At 51.2% G+C, this 20,809-nt stretch carries 14 protein-coding genes, 2 tRNA genes and 1 pseudogene; 8 read left to right on the top strand and 9 right to left on the bottom strand.

Translation table 11 applies throughout. The features are described 5' to 3' along the window. Positions 1–168: 168 nt before the first annotated feature. Positions 169–870 (bottom strand): RlmE family RNA methyltransferase, encoded by a 702-nt coding sequence (locus tag PsAD37_RS12795; protein WP_057466074.1) that lies wholly within the window; start codon positions 868–870, stop codon positions 169–171. Further along, a complete protein-coding gene (locus PsAD37_RS12790; protein WP_063296464.1) occupies positions 867–2,303 on the bottom strand; it encodes a Ppx/GppA phosphatase family protein in 1,437 nt (478 codons plus the stop codon). The genes PsAD37_RS12795 and PsAD37_RS12790 overlap by 4 nt, the downstream gene beginning before the upstream one ends. 551 nt (positions 2,304–2,854) lie before the next feature. On the opposite strand from PsAD37_RS12790, the gene PsAD37_RS12785 reads away from it, so the two are divergent. The 3 genes from PsAD37_RS12785 to PsAD37_RS12775 all read left to right on the top strand — a co-directional run bounded on the left by PsAD37_RS12785 (position 2,855) and on the right by PsAD37_RS12775 (position 3,913). Further along, positions 2,855–2,928, top strand: a tRNA-Gln gene (locus PsAD37_RS12785). 59 nt (positions 2,929–2,987) lie between these two features. Next, a tRNA-Gln gene (locus tag PsAD37_RS12780) sits at positions 2,988–3,061 on the top strand. Between the two features lie 120 nt (positions 3,062–3,181). Further along, the gene (locus PsAD37_RS12775; RefSeq protein WP_063296477.1) at positions 3,182–3,913 is read left to right on the top strand and encodes an SDR family NAD(P)-dependent oxidoreductase; all 732 of its coding nucleotides are present in this window, start codon (positions 3,182–3,184) and stop codon (positions 3,911–3,913) included. 7 nt (positions 3,914–3,920) lie between these two features. Here the strand turns inward: PsAD37_RS12775 and PsAD37_RS12770 are convergent, their stop codons facing one another. Further along, positions 3,921–4,952, bottom strand: coding sequence for a DUF2817 domain-containing protein (locus tag PsAD37_RS12770; RefSeq protein WP_084407755.1), 1,032 nt, complete (start codon positions 4,950–4,952; stop codon positions 3,921–3,923). A gap of 216 nt (positions 4,953–5,168) precedes the next feature. On the opposite strand from PsAD37_RS12770, the gene PsAD37_RS12765 reads away from it, so the two are divergent. Further along, the gene (locus PsAD37_RS12765) at positions 5,169–6,125 is read left to right on the top strand and encodes a nucleoside hydrolase (protein WP_063296463.1); all 957 of its coding nucleotides are present in this window, start codon (positions 5,169–5,171) and stop codon (positions 6,123–6,125) included. Between the two features lie 47 nt (positions 6,126–6,172). On the opposite strand, the gene PsAD37_RS12760 is transcribed toward PsAD37_RS12765, so the two are convergent. Continuing rightward, positions 6,173–6,520, bottom strand: a complete 348-nt coding sequence (locus tag PsAD37_RS12760) for a hypothetical protein (protein ID WP_063296462.1) — start codon at positions 6,518–6,520, stop codon at positions 6,173–6,175. A gap of 248 nt (positions 6,521–6,768) precedes the next feature. On the opposite strand from PsAD37_RS12760, the gene PsAD37_RS12755 reads away from it, so the two are divergent. Beyond that, positions 6,769–7,116 (top strand): hypothetical protein, encoded by a 348-nt coding sequence (locus PsAD37_RS12755; protein WP_057466069.1) that lies wholly within the window; start codon positions 6,769–6,771, stop codon positions 7,114–7,116. 6 nt (positions 7,117–7,122) lie between these two features. Here the strand turns inward: PsAD37_RS12755 and PsAD37_RS12750 are convergent, their stop codons facing one another. From PsAD37_RS12750 to puuE, 4 genes and pseudogenes are all read right to left on the bottom strand, one after another. Beyond that, the gene (locus tag PsAD37_RS12750; RefSeq protein ID WP_063296461.1) at positions 7,123–10,281 is read right to left on the bottom strand and encodes an efflux RND transporter permease subunit; all 3,159 of its coding nucleotides are present in this window, start codon (positions 10,279–10,281) and stop codon (positions 7,123–7,125) included. A 23-nt stretch (positions 10,282–10,304) separates the two neighbouring features. Continuing rightward, on the bottom strand, positions 10,305–11,690 hold the full coding sequence (locus PsAD37_RS12745; RefSeq protein WP_063296460.1) for an efflux RND transporter periplasmic adaptor subunit: 1,386 nt from the start codon (positions 11,688–11,690) through the stop codon (positions 10,305–10,307). A 305-nt stretch (positions 11,691–11,995) separates the two neighbouring features. After that, complete coding sequence (locus tag PsAD37_RS12740; protein WP_208991852.1) at positions 11,996–12,730, bottom strand: L,D-transpeptidase; 735 nt, start codon at positions 12,728–12,730, stop codon at positions 11,996–11,998. Positions 12,731–13,047: 317 nt separating this feature from the next. Continuing rightward, a pseudogene (puuE, locus tag PsAD37_RS12735) lies at positions 13,048–13,947 on the bottom strand (allantoinase PuuE); the annotation flags it as partial. Positions 13,948–14,367: 420 nt separating this feature from the next. Between puuE and PsAD37_RS12730 the strand changes: the two are divergent. From PsAD37_RS12730 to PsAD37_RS29140, 3 genes are read left to right on the top strand one after another with little or no spacing between them, the layout of a single operon-like run. Further along, positions 14,368–14,916, top strand: coding sequence for a PadR family transcriptional regulator (locus PsAD37_RS12730; RefSeq protein ID WP_063296457.1), 549 nt, complete (start codon positions 14,368–14,370; stop codon positions 14,914–14,916). A 25-nt stretch (positions 14,917–14,941) separates the two neighbouring features. After that, on the top strand, positions 14,942–16,045 hold the full coding sequence (locus PsAD37_RS12725; RefSeq protein WP_063296456.1) for an efflux RND transporter periplasmic adaptor subunit: 1,104 nt from the start codon (positions 14,942–14,944) through the stop codon (positions 16,043–16,045). After that, a complete protein-coding gene (locus PsAD37_RS29140) occupies positions 16,042–19,635 on the top strand; it encodes an efflux RND transporter permease subunit (RefSeq protein WP_063296455.1) in 3,594 nt (1,197 codons plus the stop codon). Before PsAD37_RS12725 ends, PsAD37_RS29140 begins: the two co-directional genes overlap by 4 nt. A 220-nt stretch (positions 19,636–19,855) precedes the next feature. On the opposite strand, the gene pssA is transcribed toward PsAD37_RS29140, so the two are convergent. Beyond that, positions 19,856–20,803, bottom strand: a complete 948-nt coding sequence (gene pssA / locus PsAD37_RS12715; RefSeq protein WP_063296454.1) for a CDP-diacylglycerol--serine O-phosphatidyltransferase — start codon at positions 20,801–20,803, stop codon at positions 19,856–19,858. Positions 20,804–20,809: the final 6 nt, after the last annotated feature.

Below are 20,809 nucleotides of genomic sequence, written 5' to 3'. Positions count from 1 at the left end.
GCCCCATCAGAACTTCAACCTGCCGTAACTTCACAACAATATCTTCAGGTTTGGGGCGCTTGATAGCCATCTATGGTCCTCCGGTTTCCTAACTATAGGCGTGGACCACTTCAAAGGGGGAGGCTCACATCAATAAAAAAGGCTGGTCGAAACCAGCCTTTCTGAACATTATTTGGAGCCTCTGTAGCCCTTGGCGAGAATAAACATTTCAGGGCTGCCCTTACGGCTCGCTGGTGGCTTGATATGCACCACAGACTTAAATTCCTTCTTCAGATCCTGAAGCAACTTTGCCTCAGCGCCACCGGCAAACACCTTTGAGAGGAATGCACCACCTTCATTCAAGTTCTGACGCGCAAAATCGATTGCGATCTCGAACAAATAAGTCGTGCGCAGGTGGTCTGTTTGACGATGGCCTGTCGTTGGCGCTGCCATGTCAGACATCACCAGATCTGGGCGATGCCCGCCGAGCGCTTTCATCAGCTCATCAGGAGCATCGTCATCCAGAAAGTCTTTTTGAAGGATCACAACACCTGGGATCGGCTCAACTTCGAGATAATCAATCCCAACCACTAATGGCTCATCATCCATTGAGCCAACGATCGGCGCCGTCAGCTGCGACCAACCACCTGGAGCACATCCCAAGTCGACCACACGCATACCCGGCTTCAGGATTTCATGTTTCTCGTTGATCTCGATCAGCTTGTAGGCCGCCCTGGAGCGATAGCCATCGACCTTGGCACGGCGGACGTACGGATCATTCAGCTGGCGTTGTAGCCAGAGTGTTGAGGAGTTGGACCGTTTACGCGCAGTTTTCACGCGCTGAAACATGCCCCGATCACCTGATCCACGACCACTAGAGTTGCCGCTCATCTGTTATATTCCTTTCTAGGGGTGCGCCGGCGTTTATGGTTGGAGTTGCTCCAGACTTTGTCTGCAGCCATCATCTCCATCAAAATGCCTTCCCGCAGTCCTCTGTCAGCCACACGTAAACGCTGACAAGGCCATCTGCGGCGTATTCCTTCCAAAATTGCGCAACCTGCTAGCACCAAATCGGCTCGGTCCTCACCAATACAAGGGTTTTCCACCCGTTCTTGATAGGACATATTCAAAAGCTGGTTAATCATGGCTGAAACATCTTCCTGTTCCATCCATGCTCCATCAACGCGGCGGCGATCATAGCGTTTAAGGCCCAAGTGGACCCCGGCCAATGTAGTCACCGTCCCGGATGTTCCCAGCATATGGACATTTCCGCGCTCTATAGCACGGGAGAGTTCATTGCCAAGAGGGAAATTCTCCAATCGCTGCGAGACATCACCAACCATAGCTTCAAAAACATCTGGTGTGACGTGCACACCTCCGTGACTTTCCGCCAGATTTACAACGCCCAGAGGCAGAGACGTCCATGTTCGGACAAAGCGCGTCAGTGCATATCCCCGCGCACCATATCTGTTGCGCAGATCGAGCCAGACAATCTCAGAGGATCCACCCCCAATATCGAAAAGCAAAACACCATCAGCCTCAGGATCGACCAGAGAAACACACCCTGCAACGGCTAAGCGTGCTTCAGTCTCCTGACTGACAATCTCAAGCTCCAGCCCCGCTTCTTTCTTGGCACGGCTGACAAACTCCTCGCCATTTTCAGCTGCCCGGCAAGCCTCAGTTGCAATGAGCCGTGCCCGCAGAACGCCGCGCTCGGAAATCTTTTGCTGACAAACCTGCAAGGCCTCGATGGCTCGTGAAATAGCGTCATCAGAGAGTTTCCGATTACGCCCGACCCCCTCCCCCAAGCGTACGATCTTGGAGTAGGCATCGACAACGCGAAATCCACGCTGTTCCGGTCTGGCTATCAGCAACCGGCAATTGTTGGTACCGAGGTCCAAAGCTGCGTAGAGCTCCTGAGACCCTGTCGCCTGATGTCTGTGGCGCGAAGGAAAACGATGCGTCCCATCACCCCGCACATCCGCAGGATGACGGCGTCGGCTTGCATCATTTTCGCGGGATCTGTAGCCTTGAGAAGGACGCGGAGAATGCTGCTCTGCAGACCCAGATTGTCTGACTTGCGTTGACCCATGCGTTTTAGCCTCCTCCTTAGGTGCAGGAGCAGGTTGTATAACTTCTACTGATGTGCCGCCCGGATCAATATTGACAACGGGCGCATGTAGTTTCTGGTTTAGGAGCGCACGTCTTTCTGCCCGATTAGGCTTTGCGCGACGTGCTTTCCTCTGCCGCTTGGCGCCTTCAGGACGAGAACTGCCAGCCTCTTCCGCAATCCCAGCAGAATGACCAGCTTCAGCGCGGTGCAAAGACGCATTTTTGGCGTCTCCACCCTGGCGCTTTCTATGGCGTTGCTTCCGTCTGCCCTTTTTTGAGCTTCCCGGGACGCCGGGCGTTCTCGCTCCATCCGAAGAGGACCGCTCACCCGTTTTCTTCAAGTGCTATGCCTTTGTGCAGTCCATGAGGCATCTAAATGCGATCTGGACTGAAGTCATTTTAAGTTGGCAACATTGTAACAGTTTCATGGCAAACAGCAATCGCCCCATTTGAATGGTACAGTCCTAAATTTAAACGAATTCTCTCAAATTGCAGGAAACTCCAGAGGCTTACAAATCGGCTCGCCGGTGGTCGGAGTTGATACAGCCGTGCCATAACCAGAGCACATTTGCGCATAAACACGCAGCGCCATGCCCTTATTCACAAGAGAAGGGCATGAAATCCGCTTAGCCCACTGATTTTGTTAAAACTCACGAGAACCAAGTTGACAAGGTCCGGTCCGAACACTAAAAGCCCTCTCACCGACGAATTGAACGACTTGCTTCACTTTGTTGGTTGGCAGTAGCTAACGTGCTGTTATTGCTGGGGATTAGTTTAATGGTAGAACAGCGGACTCTGACTCCGTCGGTCCTGGTTCGAGTCCAGGATCCCCAGCCAATTACTCACGTATTAAAAGCTTCAATTGCCAGGTAGGGAACACTTCCCTCCTGTTCTGCTGGGGATTAGTTTAATGGTAGAACAGCGGACTCTGACTCCGTCGGTCCTGGTTCGAGTCCAGGATCCCCAGCCATTTTCTTCCATACATCATATCTAAACAGATTGCATGAGCGGCTCTCATATTCCGCTAATTGACGGCTTTGTGTCCCTCAAGAACACTGCTTGCGTCTTCAACGCTTGCAGAGGCCCTGTCATGCCCTTTTCTCCCAAACGGATTGCCGTTTTTGGTGCCAGCGGCGCGATTGGCTCTGCTTTTATCAATGAATGCCTTGATCGCTATCACATGGCGACTGTGTTTTGTTTTGCCCGTTCTTTAGAGCGAATCCCAGCCCATGAACGTGTTGAAAGTCGAACTTTCTCATTGGACGATCCAGACGGGCTCAATGCCACAGCAGATGCAATTAAAGCAGCTGGTGGACTGGATCTGATTTTCGTGGCCACGGGGCAGCTTCACAGCACCACCACGAAACCTGAAAAAACTATCCGTGCCCTCACCTACGCCGGAATGGAAGAAACGTTTTGCACGAACACGATCTTACCAGCGATGATCATGAAGTACTTTCTGCCGCTGTTACCCAAACACAAGAGAGCCGTTTTCGCAGCCATTTCAGCGCGCGTTGGCAGCATTTCTGATAATTATCTGGGGGGATGGTATTCGTACCGGGCCTCAAAAGCAGCCCTTAACATGCTCATCAGGTGCGCTGCGATTGAGATGCAGCGCACGCATCAAAGCTCTGTCATTATTGGCCTGCATCCGGGCACGGTGGATAGCTCCCTATCAAAACCGTTTCAACGCGGCATTCAAGAAAGCCAGTTGATGCAGCCAAAGCAGTCTGCTGCAATGTTGCTGGATGTGATCAGTAAGGTGGATCAATCCCAAACCGGCAAATGCCTGGCCTATGACGGGACTGAAATCGCACCCTAAGCGGTCATTAAGCGTCGATAGTGGCTTTCAAAACGTACTGTTCAAAAACATCGCGGCTTTGCGTCAGAAGTGCTTCGCACCACTCTTGTGTATCAACAAAGAGCACCTCCTTGAGCTCCTGCCTGATTTCAGCGGCCAACTCTGGGGCGACAGTGCCCCGATTGCGTTTCAGCCAGTTGTCGCGGCGATGAGCGTCCAGCACTTGTTCAAATGGGACGGTGCCAAACTCCAGGATCAGCTTGGTTGGTGGGACCTCCAGATCCAAACTGTCCAAAGTATCGCACATGAAACCACCAATGAGGCTCCATTCCGCCTCTTCTCCCGGCTTTGAACTGAGGTCCATCACCTCACAGAAGCCGCAGGGGCCAACACCAGTATGCAGATCAATGATCGTTGCACGCTTTGCGCCTTGTCCATAACAGACAATGACCTGCTTTAGGGTTTTGGTGGACCAGGAGGTTTCCTCCCCACCATAGAACAGACCCATTGGGACCGTGTACTGCCCCTTCAACACTTTTTGCGTCAGAGCGCCAGCCCCGTTCTTTTCCGTATAAGCTTTGATTTCGGCATTGGCAGCCTGCCACTCCTCGCCTGTGATCTGCGGCGCACAAATGGCAGTGTGCAGCTCCTCATAGTCTGGGTTTTGAGGAAGGTCTCCATCAAAATTAATGAAGTTGCGATTGTTGTCGACGTTGTTCTCATCTGTCCGCGTAAAGATCGCGCAGCCAGCAGGATTAACTGCATGCACCCAGACCACTTTTGTATTGTCTGGCAGCTGCTCCAGATAGCGCTGCATCAAGTCCAGCTGAATTCCAGAGCCCGCTGTGAGTTCTGTTCCATGCACGCCAGAAGTGATGAACACCACATGCTCACTGTTTGGCTTGCCTTGCAAAGCAACAGCCATCTGCACAGGTCCCTCTTCACTCTTGAAGGTTGGGTGCGGGATGATCTCTGTCTCAAATCCAAGTCGACTGGCCAGGTCCATGAAACGCTGTTGAGCTTGGAAATAGTCCTCAGAGAAAATGGGGTTTGCAGGCATTATGTACTCTTCAAATAACGGGATGAAGCTGTGATATATCGGCGGTTACATTACACACCTAATTGACCCGGAAAGAATAATCTAGTCTGTTGTTCCTTATCTCTTTTTTCTCGCATCACATGCAAGTTTTCAATCAATTGCGATGATGCGTCTTCATATCAGGCTGCCGCTGCGCACCCATAGAGTTAGCAGCGATCAGCTTCCCGGGAGCGAATAATGAAAAGAAAACTGATACTAGATGTGGACACGGGCACGGATGATGCTGTTGCCATTATGCTGGCTGCTTTGCATGAAGATCTTGACCTGATTGGCGTAACCACCGTGAACGGGAATGCTGAGCTGCATTACTGCACAGATAATTCCCTTCGCGTGCTCGACTATATCGGCAAGCCTGAGATTCCGGTTTATGCAGGCTGTCACAAGCCTCTGGTACGAAATGACTTTCCGACGCCGCGCAAGAAAAATGATCTGACTGAGAAGATCCATGGCAAGCATCTTCCTTTGCCGGAAACCTCTTTAAAAGCACAAAAGCAGCATGCGGTTGAGTATCTGGTAGAGACCTACCGCAATGCAACTGATCCAATCACGCTTGTCCCAGTTGCACCGCTTACGAACATTGCAGCAGCGCTGGCTGTTGAGCCGAAGCTGGTGGACCTTATTCCTGAAGTCGTGATCATGGGTGGTGGGCATGACGTTGGCAATGTAACCCCTGCTGCGGAGTTCAACATCTGGGCTGACCCTGAAGCTGCCTATGCAGTCTTCAATGCTGGCTTTGAAAAGTTGACCATGGTGCCGTTGGACGCAACACACAAAGCTTTAGTGACAGCAACACAATGTCGCCAGTTTGATGAGCTGGGCACGCCTGCAGGCAAGGCAATGGCGGCTTGCACTGGTCACCGCATTGGCATTCACGACAAGATCCAGAAGATGGATGTTGAGCACAGTGCGCCCGTGCATGATGCACTTTGTATTGCGCACCTTATTCAGCCAGACGTGATTACACTGGAAGAATATCCGGTCGACATTGAAACTCAGGGGGCGCTGACTGTTGGGCGCACAGTTATTGACAAGAACCATCGCGGCACCAAACAGGCCAATTGTAAAGTGGCCTTTGACGCGAATGCTGCGCTCTTCGTTGAAATCATGCTGAAGACGTTTGCAAGCAATAAGTAATATCAGAAAGCGCCGAGAGCATTGGGCTGTCGGCGCCTTTAAACACCTTACTTTGTGAACGCCATCTGATTAGCATTGCCGAGCATCCAGCGCGACCCGAACTTATCAATTGCAACGCAGCTTGCAGATGCTTCAGATCCGAACATCAGACATTTCACTTTGACTGCGGTCGCCAGCTGTCGGCGTAAAGAGTAATGATTTTCTGCAGGCCACATCAGACCAACGCGAATAATCCCATGTTGGTGATAGATATTGAGCTGGCGTTTATCGACAACTTCCGCTCGTCCACTCACTTCTGTCAATTGCTGTATGCTCAAGGCATTACCGAGTGAGACTGATATCAGCATTGTCGACAGACCTGTCAGTATCACCATCAAAAACTTAAGTGAGCGCATCATTTCTCTCCGTGGTCGCACCTTTAATTCCATTAGGGAAAATCAGAGCATACCACGATCAAGGCGCACTCAATGCGCTTTATTGCATTTCTGTGACAATTGAGGGGTATTGTGGACTTCAGTGATCTGATGCTGTGCAATCAAATGGCTCATGCCTTCAATTTTATCGTTTGGTTTTGAGGGGAAATCAGATCTTTGGACTATAATTCGCTCTGCAATTTGCATCTGAAAGGCTGGGTATAGATTAGATGCTTCGTTCTAGTGTTCATCAACTGTTTGACGAGCTGGTCTCCTGCGAGCAATTTCTTGATAATTGCGGCGAGCTTATGTGGCGCGACAAGCTTCGCCAGACCCGTGTCGTTGACGCCGCCGGTAATGAGGCGCTCGATCTGGATTTGCTGCTCTCCTACTTTTCTCAAAGTGAAGCGTTCTTTGAGTTGGAGCTGTCGCAAGATCTTGGTCACCGTGTGAGTGAGACGACCGAGCCGGGCGCAAACTCCCACCTGGTCACACTGCGGCTGGACATCTTTTATCTTGCGCAGAAATGCCGAGATGAAGGCAATGCAAGCATTGTTATCATCTCGGCTTGTCCTTAACTGCAGCTATTCTGCTGGCGTATTCGTGGTGCCCAGCGCTTTATCAAGCTCACTGTGCAACTTTTCTTCACTGGCTTTGCGTGGCTTCGTAAAGCGCATCAGCAGCAAGTAGGCGGCTGGTGTCACGAAGAGTGTGGAGAGTGTTGCAAAGCCTAAACCACCAACGATTACCCATCCCATCTCAATGCGCGCTTCTGCCCCTGCACCAAAGGCCATGACCAGCGGCACACCGCCAAGGACCGTAGAGACCACAGTCATGACAACTGGGCGGAAGCGGATGAGGCATGCATCGTGGATCGCTTCAAAGACTGAACGCCCCTCTTCCCTCAAGGTGTTTGCAAACTCCACAATGAGAATGCCGTTTTTGGCCATCAGGCCGACGAGCAAGATGATGCCGATCTGGGAGTAGACATTGATAGACCCTCCCGTCAGGCCAATGGAGATGATCGCCGCTGAAATGCCAAAGGGCACAGTACAGAGAATGACAAAGGCACTCATGAAGCTTTCAAACTGCGCAGCAAGCACAAGGAAGACCACGAGGATTGCAAATAGGAACGTCATGTAGACGTTGGACGTGGTTTTCTCCAAAACGGCTGCTTCACTCAAAAGTGTGACGTTGGTGCCTTCTGGCAAGACCTCGGCTGCAACTTCCTTCATGTCAGAGATTGCCTGAGAAAGGTCGTAACCATCATTAATGGAGATGGTGACGGGGACGGCCCTTTGCTGTTCTTCACGCGTCAGGCTCGGCGCTACAGCCTCTTCTTCAATGGAAACAATAGAAGACATAGGCAGCATGGTACCGTCTTTGCTCTTGATGAAGATGTTTTCAAGATCGCGTGTAGACTGCAATGGCAGGCCACCAGCTTCCATCACCATCGGAATGCCGTCATCTTCTACGAAGAGATCTGCAACAGATGAGCCATCGAGCAGCATACGCAAGTTGGAGGCAATCCGATCAGAAGACAGACCCAGATCGTTTGCACGTTCTCTGTCTACATTCACCAACAACTGCGGTTGTGTCGTCTCATAAGACACAGAGGCAAAGCCAACTTTGTCACCGTAGCGGGCCTGCATCTCAGCTACAATATCATCGGCATTTTCAGCCAGTTCATTATAATTGGTGCCGGTCACCGCAAAGCGAAGGCCCTGCCCAGCACCGCGGATCCCGATTGTATTTGGTTGAGCAACACGCACCTTCAGACCCGGGATTTTTGCGGTCTTACGCTGTAGCTCATTGACGATTTCCTGCTGACTGCGATCGCGCTCCGCCCAGTCTTTCAAAGACATGACAAGGAAACCGCGATTGATTTGCCCGCCCATGCCAACAAGGCTCATGATGCTGCGCGCCTCACCATTTTCGACGTAGGGTTGAGCGATATACTCCAGCTCACTCATTTTGCCTGCGGTGTAGTCCAGACTTGCCCCTTGAGGAGTGGAAGCGATCATGAAAATCACAGACCTGTCCTCTGTTGGAGTGAGCTGACGCGGCAGTGAGGTATACTGGGATGCCCCCGCTATTACAAAGAGAGTTGCGGCGCCCAGTAGTATGAATGGCCGACGTAATGTCCAATCCAACGTGCTGGAGTACCAGCGCTCAATGGCAGTCCCCATATTGGAGATCACAACCCAAGCCGCAGAGGGTTTGTGCGTGTCCTCATAATTTTTGGTACGCAGCAGACGGGATGCCATCATCGGCGCGAGTGTCAGCGCAACGAAGGAGGACAGCATCACGCTGATTGCAAGCACAAAGCCAAACTCAGAGAAGAGCTTGCCGACACTGCCTGGTAGGAATGAAATTGGAATAAACACAGCAGCCAGAGTTGCCGTTGTGGTGATAACTGCGAAGAAGACCTCACGCGTACCAAGGATCGCAGCAGCACGCGGCCCCTGCCCTTTGTGAACGCGTTTAGAGATATTTTCCAGAACCACAATTGCATCATCAACCACCATACCGGTTGCCAACAACAGCGCCAGAAGCGTCAAAACATTTGCGGAGAAACCCGCCAGCCAGATGCCAACCAATGCACCAATCAAAGCGACAGGAACAGTTACGGCTGGAATAAGTGTGACGCGGATGGACCCAAGGAACAACAACATCACACCGATCACAATGCTGGTGGAGAGGAACAGCGAAAATACGACTTCCTTGATTGCACCACCGATGAACGTGGCATCATCACTACTGACGTTGACTTCTACATCGTTTGGTAGCTGATCCTGCATACGCTCTATTTCAGCGCGAACATCGTTGGAGATATCTATCGTGTTTGAATTTGCCGAGCGAATAACACCCATTCCGACGGCACGTTTGCCGTTGTAGAATGCGCCAGAGGATGCGCGTTCCGGGCCATAACTCACAAAGGCAATATCGCGAATTCTGGTGGTCTCATTGAGCTTGACCATGCCGATTTGCTCGGCTGTTTTCACATCGGAATTCGCGCGAACAAAGAGCTCCTGATCACCTGTTTCCAGTGAACCGCCGGAGGTATCAAGCGCGAGTTCTTCCAAGACAGAACGTAAATTATCAGGTGTCAGGCCACGAGAGGACATAGCCTGCACGTTGATCGCGATTTTGAAGACTGGTGTTTGAGAACCATACAGATCAACACTGGCAACACCAGGTACGGATGTGATGCGGTCAACAATCTCATCATCAACAAACTTGCTGAGTTCCTCAATGCGCATTTCATCAGAAGTTACGACAACGCGCATAACGGGATCTGCATCCGCGTCGGCCTTTACGACAACCGGCGTATCCGCATCCACGGGTAGGTTACGCCCTGCTCCGCTCACGGCATCACGAATGTCATTGGCTGCTTCACTGACATCGACACTGTCATTGAATTCGACAGTAATCCGGCTGCGGCCATATTTTGAGTTGGAGGAAATGGATTCAATGCCTGCGGTCCGGGCAATCGCTTTTTCCAGCACACTGGTTATCTCGGCATCCGTAACTTCTGGCGGAGCACCTGAATATGTGGTCGTCACCGTTACAACGGGTCGGTCTACATTGGGCATTTCGCGCACTTCAACGCCAAGTAATGCTGCGATACCGGCCACGATAATAAGAAGGTTCAGGGTAATTGCCAGAACCGGGCGCCGTACACACAAGGCATACAATCCGCTCAAGTGACTTTCCCGTGTCGAATTTTTGTCGGTTGTCATAGAAACACCTTTGGGTCAGTCATTCAGGAGCTGGATTTCGTCGTGCCATCAGGCGATATTCCAGATTGGGAACCAGAGCTTTTTACTGGTTCGCTCTTATCGGTCTGGCCTGTGCCTGTGTCTGGCTTATTCTTGCCTTGACCGTTACCCTTCCCTTTACGCTGAGCACCAACGTTCTCATCTAAGGTCTGGGTCTCACTCACGAGCGGTGCGTTTACACCTTCGGGATTGGTTAGAGTAAAGCCCGGCTCAGCCTGAAGCGTGACTTTCGTGCCTGGGCGCAAGTCGCGAACTGACTCTGTAATCACGATATCACCCGGCTCTACCTCGCCTTCGATCAATACCCGGTCAGCGCTGCGTTCAATGACGGTTACGTCGGCTCGCAGAGCTTCTCCGTTTTCAGCAAGCCAGACATGCGGGCCGGAACGATCCCATTTGAGCGCGATGGACGGGACGGATGGCCATTCATCCCCTTCCAATTGGACACGAGCGTCGAATGCAATCCCAGACCTCAGAAGATCGTCAGGATTTGCCACTGTTGCCTGTACTTTCAAGGTGCGGGATTCGGAGTTGACGCGATTTTCCAGAGCCGTTAGCTTACCGCTGAATGTATGCCCCGGCATGGCTTCTGTGCGAAGTTCAACAGAATCCCCGCGTTTGACCTTGTTGGCAAACCGTTCTGGCACGACAAATTCCACCAGAATGCTTGAGCGATCGTCCAGACCTGTTATGCGAGAAGACTGGGTTACGTAGTCGCCAATTTCGACATCCATGATGCCGAGAATACCTTCAAATGGCGCTCTCACCAGTCTGCGATCGAGATCGATACTGGCTTTGTCCAGATCCAGTCGGGCCTGATTTGTTGCCAGCACAGCGTTTTGCATCTGGACTGTCGAGATGGTCTGTGAAGACATCAGCTTTTCATAGCGCTCAACCTGCTCTTCAGCATCTTTAAGCGCAAGTTTGGCGCGGTTGACCGCCAGTTTCTCTTCTGCATCATCCAGACGTAAAACCACATCCCCTGTAGAGACGCGTGTCCCTGCCTTGAAAGGCAGCTCCTGAATGCGTCCAGAGCTTTCCGGGTAGAGATCTGTCATTTTTGCGGCACGGCCTGTTCCGATTGCACGGACAAACGTGTCGGTTACGCCTGTGGTCACATTACGGGCGCGAGCCAGAATTTCCTGATTGCCACCACCGCCACGTTTTCCGCTGCCACGCTTGCCCTGCTGTTTGTTGCCAGAGCCCTTCACGGCGACATCAGCCATCTCAGCTGGCCAGAGCGTTAGTCCAACGGAAGCGAACAGGGGGACAGGCTGGGAGAACAGAACCGGCTTGCCGATATATAATCCTGCAACACCAATTACGACGGCGATCAGACCAACTTTTACAGCCTGTCTAGAACGGGACATAAACACCCAACTCCTACCAGAATTTGCAGTACTTGCGGCTATTCAGGCTCACTGGATCAATGAGGAGCCTCTTGGCGATTCAAGCACGCTTGAAAGAACACATTAGTTGAGAGTGTTTTACATTGCTTTTGTGAGACATGTGCATTTTGAAGTTTGTAAAAACGTAATGACATTGTCTGAACCGGCGATTTGCTACAGTTCGTTACACTTTCCTTGATCTGCCACCGCGTTTTCCAGAGGCAGATGCACAAAAGGCCTGACAGTGATATCAGGCCTTTCAGTCATTTTCGCGATGTTACGTTTAGCTAGACGCTGAGTGGTTCCACTGGGTTACTTGCCGAACGCACCACAACGCGTGATCCATTTGGCACGCGGTTGTACAGGTCAATCACGTCCTGGTTCAGCATTCGGATACAACCACTTGAGACATTTTTGCCGATAGACCAGTGCTCGTTGGTTCCGTGCAGACGGTACAATGTGTCCTTGCCGTTCTGGAACAGGTAAAGCGCACGGGCGCCCAGCGGGTTTTCAATGCCTGGCGCCATGCCATAGCGGAATTCTTCAAGCTCTGGCTGGCGTGCAATCATCTCTGCTGGCGGTGTCCATTTTGGCCACTGGCGCTTGTACTGGATGACAGCATCGCCATTCCAGCTGAAGCCAGCACGGCCCACACCAACACCGTAGCGCATGGCAGTGCCATCACCACGCACCAGATAGAGAAAGCGGTTGGATGGGTCGACTACAAGTGTGCCACCAACTTCCGGGCCGTTGTAGTCCACCACCTGACGGAGGTACTTACCGTCTGGGATCTGATTGAGATTGACTGCAGGGATGGGGAATTTTTCTTCCGGCATCGGGCCATAAACAGCCTTGTAGTACGGATCCTGGCGAAGGTCGGCCACAGTCTTGCGTTTTGGAGCACCGGTTGTCTGACAGCCTGCCAAAGCGAGGGCTGCTGTTCCGATTACAAAACCACGTCTGGACAAACTACCTTTGTTACAATGCCTCGCCTTCTCGGCAGTTGTACTTAAAAAGCTCATGGTCACCCTATTATTGTTCCTTAAGTTAGATTGCCGAGCATGTTGCAATAAGCATATCGCACAGCCGATTTGCGTTTCTAACTTGTCTCTATCAATAACTAATTGAGGAAGACAGATGGTCACGACAATTTGAACCTATGCACAATTCACTATGTGGATTCAAAGGGTGCGACCATCAAGGCCTTAATGGGTGTGTCTGGCCTGCAAATGGCTGGATTGCGGCCAGTTCAAGAACAAGATGGCTTTTCTACAGATGTTGAGTAAACCTCTCTCACCTGAAGCAAGAGAGGCAAAGACCTCAGCTTTTGAAGCAGTTAGGGTTTGTGATGTTCATGCCAATGACGTGCAATGTCGATACGGCGCGGCACCCAGACACCTTGCTTTTGGGAGACATAATCCAAGAAACGGGCAAGAGCTGCTGTTCTGCCGGGACGTCCGGCAAGGCGGCAATGCAGGCCGACAGACATCATTTTGGCCGCTCCGTCTTCTCCTTCTGCGTAAAGCGTGTCGAAGCTATCTTTCAGGTAGGTAAAGAATTGGTCACCGCTGTTAAAGCCCTGCGGTGTTGCAAACCGCATATCATTGGCATCCAGCGTGTAAGGGATGATCAAGTGCGGGCCGTTTGGACCTTCAACCCAATAAGGCAGATCGTCTGCATAGCTGTCTGAGCTGTAAAGGAAGCCACCTTCTTCCATTACCAATGGCAGAGTGTTGACGGAGCTTCTGCCTGTGTACCACCCGTAAGGGCGCTCTCCAGTCGTCTCCATATGGCTCTTGATTGCCTGCTGGAGGTGCCAGCGCTCTTCATCGGCAGAGAAATCTTTGTACTCGATCCACTTGAGGCCATGAGATGCAATTTCCCAGTCAGCCTCGTTCATGGCTGCAACGGCTTCGGGATTTCGCTCCAATGCGGTAGCCACACCATAACACGTTACCGGTAGCCCATGTTTGCGGAACAAACGCCACAGACGCCAGAAGCCAGCACGCGAGCCGTACTCATACATTGACTCCATATTCATGTGCCGCTGGTTCAGCCATGGTTGCGCCCCAACGATCTCTGAAAGGAAAGCTTCGGAGCCGGCATCTCCATGAAGGATGTTGTTTTCACCACCTTCTTCGTAATTGATGACAAACTGAACCGCGATTTTCGCATTGTCTGGCCATTTAGGGTCCGGCGTGTTCCTGCCATACCCAATCATATCGCGTGCATAATCCATCATGAAATACCTTTGTACGTTTGTTGGAGACACTTCACCTCAAAACAGCAAGACAAGACAAGTAGGTTTGTGCAGAAATCCAATGCACAACTCTTCTTAAACTCAAGAAAACTGGCTCAACCTGTGATGGCAAACACATTCTTTTGCAGAATCTTTATTAAAATTGATGGATAACCATTGAAATTTCGAGCGTGAGAACAATTTGAACCCTATGTAGCGCGACCGGGACATCCTGTTACATTTCTACATTTGACAGTGTTTAGAGCTTTCAGTAAAAAGTTTAGCATATATCTAGTCGATATATATCGAACGTGATCAGACTTTAGCTCTAATCGAAATTTAGTCTTTTAAGTTCAGTAAGTTATTCGACCTCACATCTGTATGAGGTCTCTTTTAACACTCAGTGCGATGTGGTGGGGAATGAGCACACGTAAATTTTGTCTTGCCATATTATCCAGCGGGGATGCTACTGGATATGAAATTCGCAAGACTGCGCAAGAAGGGCATTTCAGTCATTTCATTGAAGCCAGTTACGGGTCAATTTATCCATCATTAGCCAAGATGGAACAGGACGGTCTTGTGACATGGCGCGAAGAAATTTCACCAGGCAAACCTTCGCGGAAAATCTATTCTATCACTCCGGCGGGTCGTGACGCTTTTGTACAAGAGCTTTCTGAGACCCCTGTCGAAGATTTGTTCAGATCCCCGTTTCTTCTTCTTGCTCTTTATAGCCGTTGGGTTGGTGGCGAGTTTATCTCCAAGGAGATTGACCGCCGCATCGAGCATCTGGAGCTCAAGATCGGGGGCATGAACCACGAGCTTGAGATTTGTGAGGATCCGGCAAGCACTTGGACACTGGAATACGGCATTACCACACTGAGTGCTTCCCTTAATTACATGAAAATGAACCGAAGCAAGCTTGAGCGCATCGCCAGCGAGCGTGTCTCCCACGCTCAAGCAGCTGAATAATCGCCTAGAACCGGCGGAGAGAAAAATGGCAATTCGATTTTCACATGTTCTGGCTTTGGGGCTTACAGCCGGAATCGGTATCTGGATGGCGACCGGCACAACTGTGGTTATGGGTCAGGGTACGGGCGAAGGTTCGACACCACCACCAGCAGAAAGAGTGAAAGCTCTCGGCTCTGTTCCCTTTGCCGTAAAAGTGCAAAGCCTTGAAGCGACTGTACGAACTCCATTTTTGGAAATGCGCGGACGGACGCAGGCAGATACGCGTGTTGAAGTGCATTCGGAAACAGCTGGTGTGGTGCGTACACGCCCAGCAACGGAAGGCATGTTCGTTCGAAAAGGTGATTTGCTCTGTTCCCTTGATCGCGGCGCACGTGAAGCACGCGTTCTTCAAGCCAATGCTGCGCTGGCTCAGGCCAATATTGATTTTGAAGCTGCCAGCAAGCTGAACAACAGAGGCTTTTCTGCTGCGAACCGTGTGATCGCGCTTAAAGCGACACGCGACGCGGCTAAAGCCCAGTTGCAGGAAGCTGAACTAGAGTTGGAACGCACTGCAATCCGCGCGCCTATTGATGGGATCATCGAGACACCACTGACAGAAGTGGGGGCAATGCTGGGTGTTGGCAAAGTCTGCGCGACAATTATGGCGCCGGACCCAATGCTTGCAATCGGTGCTGTTTCAGAATCCAATATTCAGTCTGTAAAGGTTGGCCAGACTGCTGTTGTGAATCTGGTGACCGGCCAATCCGTTGAAGGTAAAGTCAGCTACATTGCAAGCTCTGCTAATCCGGACACACGCACTTTCCGTGTGGAAGTTGAATTGCCGAATACTGACTTTGATTTGAAAGACGGCGTTACGACCAGCACTCAGCTGCAACTTGCCAACGAGAAAGCACACTTTGTATCGCCGGGTATTTTGACCCTTGCTGACAATGGGGATATTGGCCTGCGCGGCGTTGGTGCAGACAACAAAGTCATTTTCTATCCTGTTGAAATGATCGGCGGAGACACAAAGGGGGTCTGGCTCAAGGGGCTGCCAGAAAAAGTGACCGTTATTACTGTTGGTCAGGACTTCGTTAAAGAAGGCCGCGTTGTTCATCCCGTTTTTGAAACCGCGGAGGTTTCACAATGATATCCATGCTGGAAGGGGTGCTCCAACGCCCCAAAACAGTTTTTGTGATGATGCTCTTCATGGTGATCGCAGGCATTATGTCCTACATCGCGATTCCCAAAGAAGCAGCGCCTGATATTGATGTTCCTTTCTTTTATGTTTCTGTTAGCCAGTCCGGTATTTCTCCTGAAGACGGAACCCGTCTGATCGGTCAACCGATGGAGACTGAACTGCGCGGTCTTGAAGGTTTGAAGGAGATCACAACGATCGCCGCCGAAGGCCACGTGGGCATTTTGTTGGAGTTCGACATTAATGTCGACAAAGACAAAGCGCTGACGGACGTTCGTGAAAAGGTTGACACGGCGAAAACCAAGATCCCTGAGGACGCCAAAGAACCGACTGTCAGTACTCACAATATGGCTCTTCAGCCAACCATGACTATCGCCCTTTCCGGTGATGTTCCTTCCCGCACGCTTTACCGTCTTGCAGACCGTCTGAAAGACGAGATCGAGTCCATTGCGTCCGTGAAAGAGGTTGAGCTGACTGGTCAGCGTGATGAGCTATTGGAAGTGATCATCGATACGCTCAAGATGGAAAGTTACTCCATCAGCCAGAGCGAGCTGATCAACGCGCTTCGGCTGAACAACCAGCTGATTGCTGCGGGCTTTATTGATGGAGGTGCTGGCCGCTTCAACATCAAAGTGCCAGGTCTGATCCTTGATGCGGATGATGTGTATTCCTTACCGGTGAAACAAGCTGGTGAAGGCGTTGTTACACTTGGCGATATTGCTACGATCAAACGCACCTTCAAAGATCCAAGCACCTTTACGCTTGTGAATGGTCAGCCTGCTGTTTCTCTGGATGTGATCAAACGCATTGGCGAGAACATTATCGAGAACAATGCTGCTGTTCGCGCTGTTGTTGAAGACGTTACTGCAGAGCTGCCAAGTACAGTATCTGTGAGTTATATGCTCGATGTATCAGACAACATTTTTCAGACCCTAAACTCTCTTGAATCTTCCATCATGACAGCAATTTTCCTCGTGATGGTTGTTGTTATTGCTGCTCTTGGTTTGCGGTCTGCCATCTTGGTTGGTTTGGCTATTCCAACAAGCTTCATGTTGGGCTTCCTGACACTCACGACCATCGGTATGACCGTGAACACCATGGTGATGTTCGGCCTGGTGCTGACTGTTGGTATGCTGGTTGACGGCGCGATTGTGATGGTGGAGTACGCCGACCGTAAGGCAGCTGAAGGTATGCCTCCACGGGATGCTTACATCCGTGCTGCCAAGCTGATGTTCTGGCCGATTGTCTCTTCCACGGCGACAACGCTGGCGGCTTTCTTGCCAATGTTGCTGTGGCCGGGCGTACCAGGCGAGTTTATGAGCTACCTGCCAATCATGGTGATCATCGTTCTGTCTGGCTCTTTGCTGACGGCCATGGTGTTCCTGCCCGTGACAGGTGGTATTTTGGCCGCTGTCTTTGCGCTTATGAGCAAATATGGAGAATATGTGATGGCAGGCATCATTGGGCTTCTGTTTGCCCTAATTGTTGCTTTCCTTTCACCGGTAGCTCCTTTCATCGAAGTGGGAGTTGGGACTACCGCTTATTCATTCACTCTGATCTTCTCATTCATTGCCGCAATCTCAGGAACACTCGGTTTTGTAATCGATTGGACCATTAAAGTCCTCGTGTATTTTACTATTTATGCTGGTGTAATACTCACAATTGCAGCTCCAGTTTTCTGGGTGTGCCTAAAGCTCTTCACGCCGATTTTTAAGTTCACTCGAAAGCGAGTTGAAAAGAGAAAGACGATTGAACTCGAAGCAGCGCAAGTCTTCTCGGGTGATGGCACATTTGACACCTCCAAACTCAGAGGCATTACGCGACTTTACATTACTGTACTGGGCTACCTAGTTCGCAACTGGTGGGCTGGTACTGCAGCAATAGTTGCCATGATTATGGTATGTGCTGGGATCAGTTTCAATTATTACTTAGGTAACGCCGGCACAGAGTTCTTCGTGGATGAAGAGCCTGAGCAGGGTAAGTTCTATGTGACCGCTCGCGGTAACATGTCCGCTCTAGAGGCCCTTGAACTGGTTCGGGACGTTGACAGCATCATTCTGGCTGAGCCGGGCATTGAAAATGTCGTAACCCGCGCCTTCCCTGTTGGGGTGCGTGGTGGCGGTGGCAACAACGCTCCTGCGGATCTAATTGGCTCAATCGACATTGAGTTTGCTGACTTCTGTTGCCGCCCGTCGGCAAAGGAAATCTTTAACAGCGTTCGTGAGAAAACATCTCTGCTTCCGGGTATCAAGGTTGAGTCCCGGCAGGTTGAAGGCGGTCCTCCAACTGGTAAAGACATCCAGCTGCAGATCAACTCAAACAACTATGAAGCAGCTGTTGCAGCCGCAGACCGCGTTCGCAATCACATCGACACTGTTGATGGCTTGCGTGATCAGGAAGACAGCCGTCCGCTACCGGGCATTGACTGGGAACTGACCATCAATCGCGAAAAAGCGGCACGTTATAAGGCTGATATCGCAGCTGTAGGCGCTATGGTTCAGCTTGTAACCAACGGTGTTCTGATTGGTGACTATCGCCCGTCTGACTCAGAGGATGAAGTGGACATTCGTGTGCGTCTTCCTCAGAACGAACGGACTTTGGACAAGTTTGATGAGCTGCGCCTTCGTACTCAGCTGGGTCAGATTCCCCTCTCCAACTTTGTGGAGCGGACACCGAAGCAGAAGGTTTCCAGCATTACACGCCGCAATGGCATGTTCTCTCTGGACGTTAAAGCTGGCGTTGATAAAGACCGCTTCCTCGTGACCGAGAAAGAGGCAGAGATTCAGGAATGGATCGATGCTCAGCAATGGCCGGATGGTGTGTTCATCAAGTTCCGTGGGGCGAATGAAGAGCAAGCTAAATCTCAGGCCTTCCTGATGAAGGCAATGATTGGTGCGCTGTTCCTGATGTTCATCATTCTGCTGACCCAGTACAACAGCTTCTACCAGAGCTTCCTGACGCTCTCGACTGTGGTTATGAGTGTGTTTGGTGTGCTGCTTGGTATGTTGGTGACGGGGCAGAAGTTCTCAATCATCATGACCGGTACGGGTATTGTGGCGCTGGCTGGTATCGTGGTGAACAACGCGATCGTGCTTATCGATACCTACAATCGTTTCCGTGAAGATGGGCAGAGCCCGGTAGATGCAGCACTGCGTACAAGCGCTCAGCGTGTCCGCCCGGTGATGCTGACCACAATCACCACGATTGCGGGGCTCATTCCAATGGCAACGCAGATCAGCTTTGACTTTACCAATCAGGTCACGACCTTTGGCAGCGTCACTGCAAGTTGGTGGGTGCAGCTCTCAACAGCGGTGATCTCCGGTCTGGCGTTTTCAACCATGTTGACGCTGGTTGTGATCCCGATTGCTCTGGTGATGCCTATGCATCTTGCGAATGGTTATGGGCAGGTTACAAACAGACGCAAAGGCCAGATGTCTGCAGATCAGTATGCGCTTGCAAATGGCAATCAGGATCCGAGAGAACCAACCTTTGGTGATGAGGCTTCTGAAGAGGTCAAGCGGGTTCCTGAAGCCGCTGAGTAAGGCTTTCACTGATAACAAATGCGAAAGAGGCTGCTTCGGCAGCCTTTTTTATTGCCTGCTATAAGACGCTGGAGGCAGATCGATCCAGTTGCTTGTGGTCAGCAATCCAGCCGCTGCATTCCTCGCACCTCAGTCTGCTCTCCCCTTCTCAGCTCACAGAGGTCATAAAAAAGGCCGCAGAGTAAGCCGCGGCCTTTTAAAATCAGATAGCAGAGAACAGCTACTCGCTGCTTTTTTCTTTGTCCTGTTTAGGATCAGGAACGCCAGCTTTCGCAATGTCTTCGAGGCTGACTTTCAAAGACGTTTTGTCTTCCGAAACGCTTTCCTCTTCGATCTCGGTGGTCACCACATCACAATCAGCGTGGCTGCCCTTGCCGTTTACACAATGGATCTTATAGGAGCGCCATGCGAATGGGATGGAGATGAGATAGCCGGAACTGATCACGGTCAGGCACTCGAACGGATAGCTTGCACCAAGTGCAATGATACCGACAGCGACAACAAACAGCGGTAAAACCCATTCGCGGCGAATGTGGGTGCCGATTTGTTTTCCAGAGAAGGTTGGCAGCTGACTGACCATCAGGAGGCCGACGAACATGGTGTAGAGCGCAACCGGCAGAGCCAGCTCGTTCCAATGCGGCACGCCCAGACGTTCCAGATAAATCGGCAGCAGAACTGTCAGCGCGCCTGCAGGAGCAGGAACACCGGTAAAGAACTTGTTGGCCCACTTTGGTTTATTCGGATCGTCCAGCGCCACGTTAAACCGCGCCAGTCGCAATGCCATGCAGATGGAGAACAGCAGAGAGGCGATCCAGCCGAGGGAGCTGGCATCTTCCAGCATCCATGCGTAAAGGATAATCCCTGGGGCAACACCAAAGTTCACGAAGTCTGCGAGCGAATCCAGCTCAGCGCCAAACTTGGTAGACCCTTTGAGCATGCGCGCGACACGTCCGTCCAAAGCATCCAGAATGCCGGCGAGGAAGATGGCTGCAATCGCCATATCCCACCTGTCTTCCATGGCCATGCGAATGGCTGTCAGGCCGGAACATAGCGCCAGCAAGGTGACGACGTTTGGTAAAACAATACGAAGCGGAATACGCTTGCGCGTGGATCCTTTCGCATTGGTGGTTTGACCTCCCGGTTCATAGGGAGGAAATGGATTTGACACGCTATA

It is taken from the genome of Pseudovibrio sp. Ad37 (assembly GCF_001623075.1).
Lineage (GTDB): Bacteria > Pseudomonadota > Alphaproteobacteria > Rhizobiales > Stappiaceae > Pseudovibrio.
The sequence above is the reverse complement of the archived record's forward strand: the minus strand, read 5'-3'. Positions and strand labels throughout refer to the sequence as shown.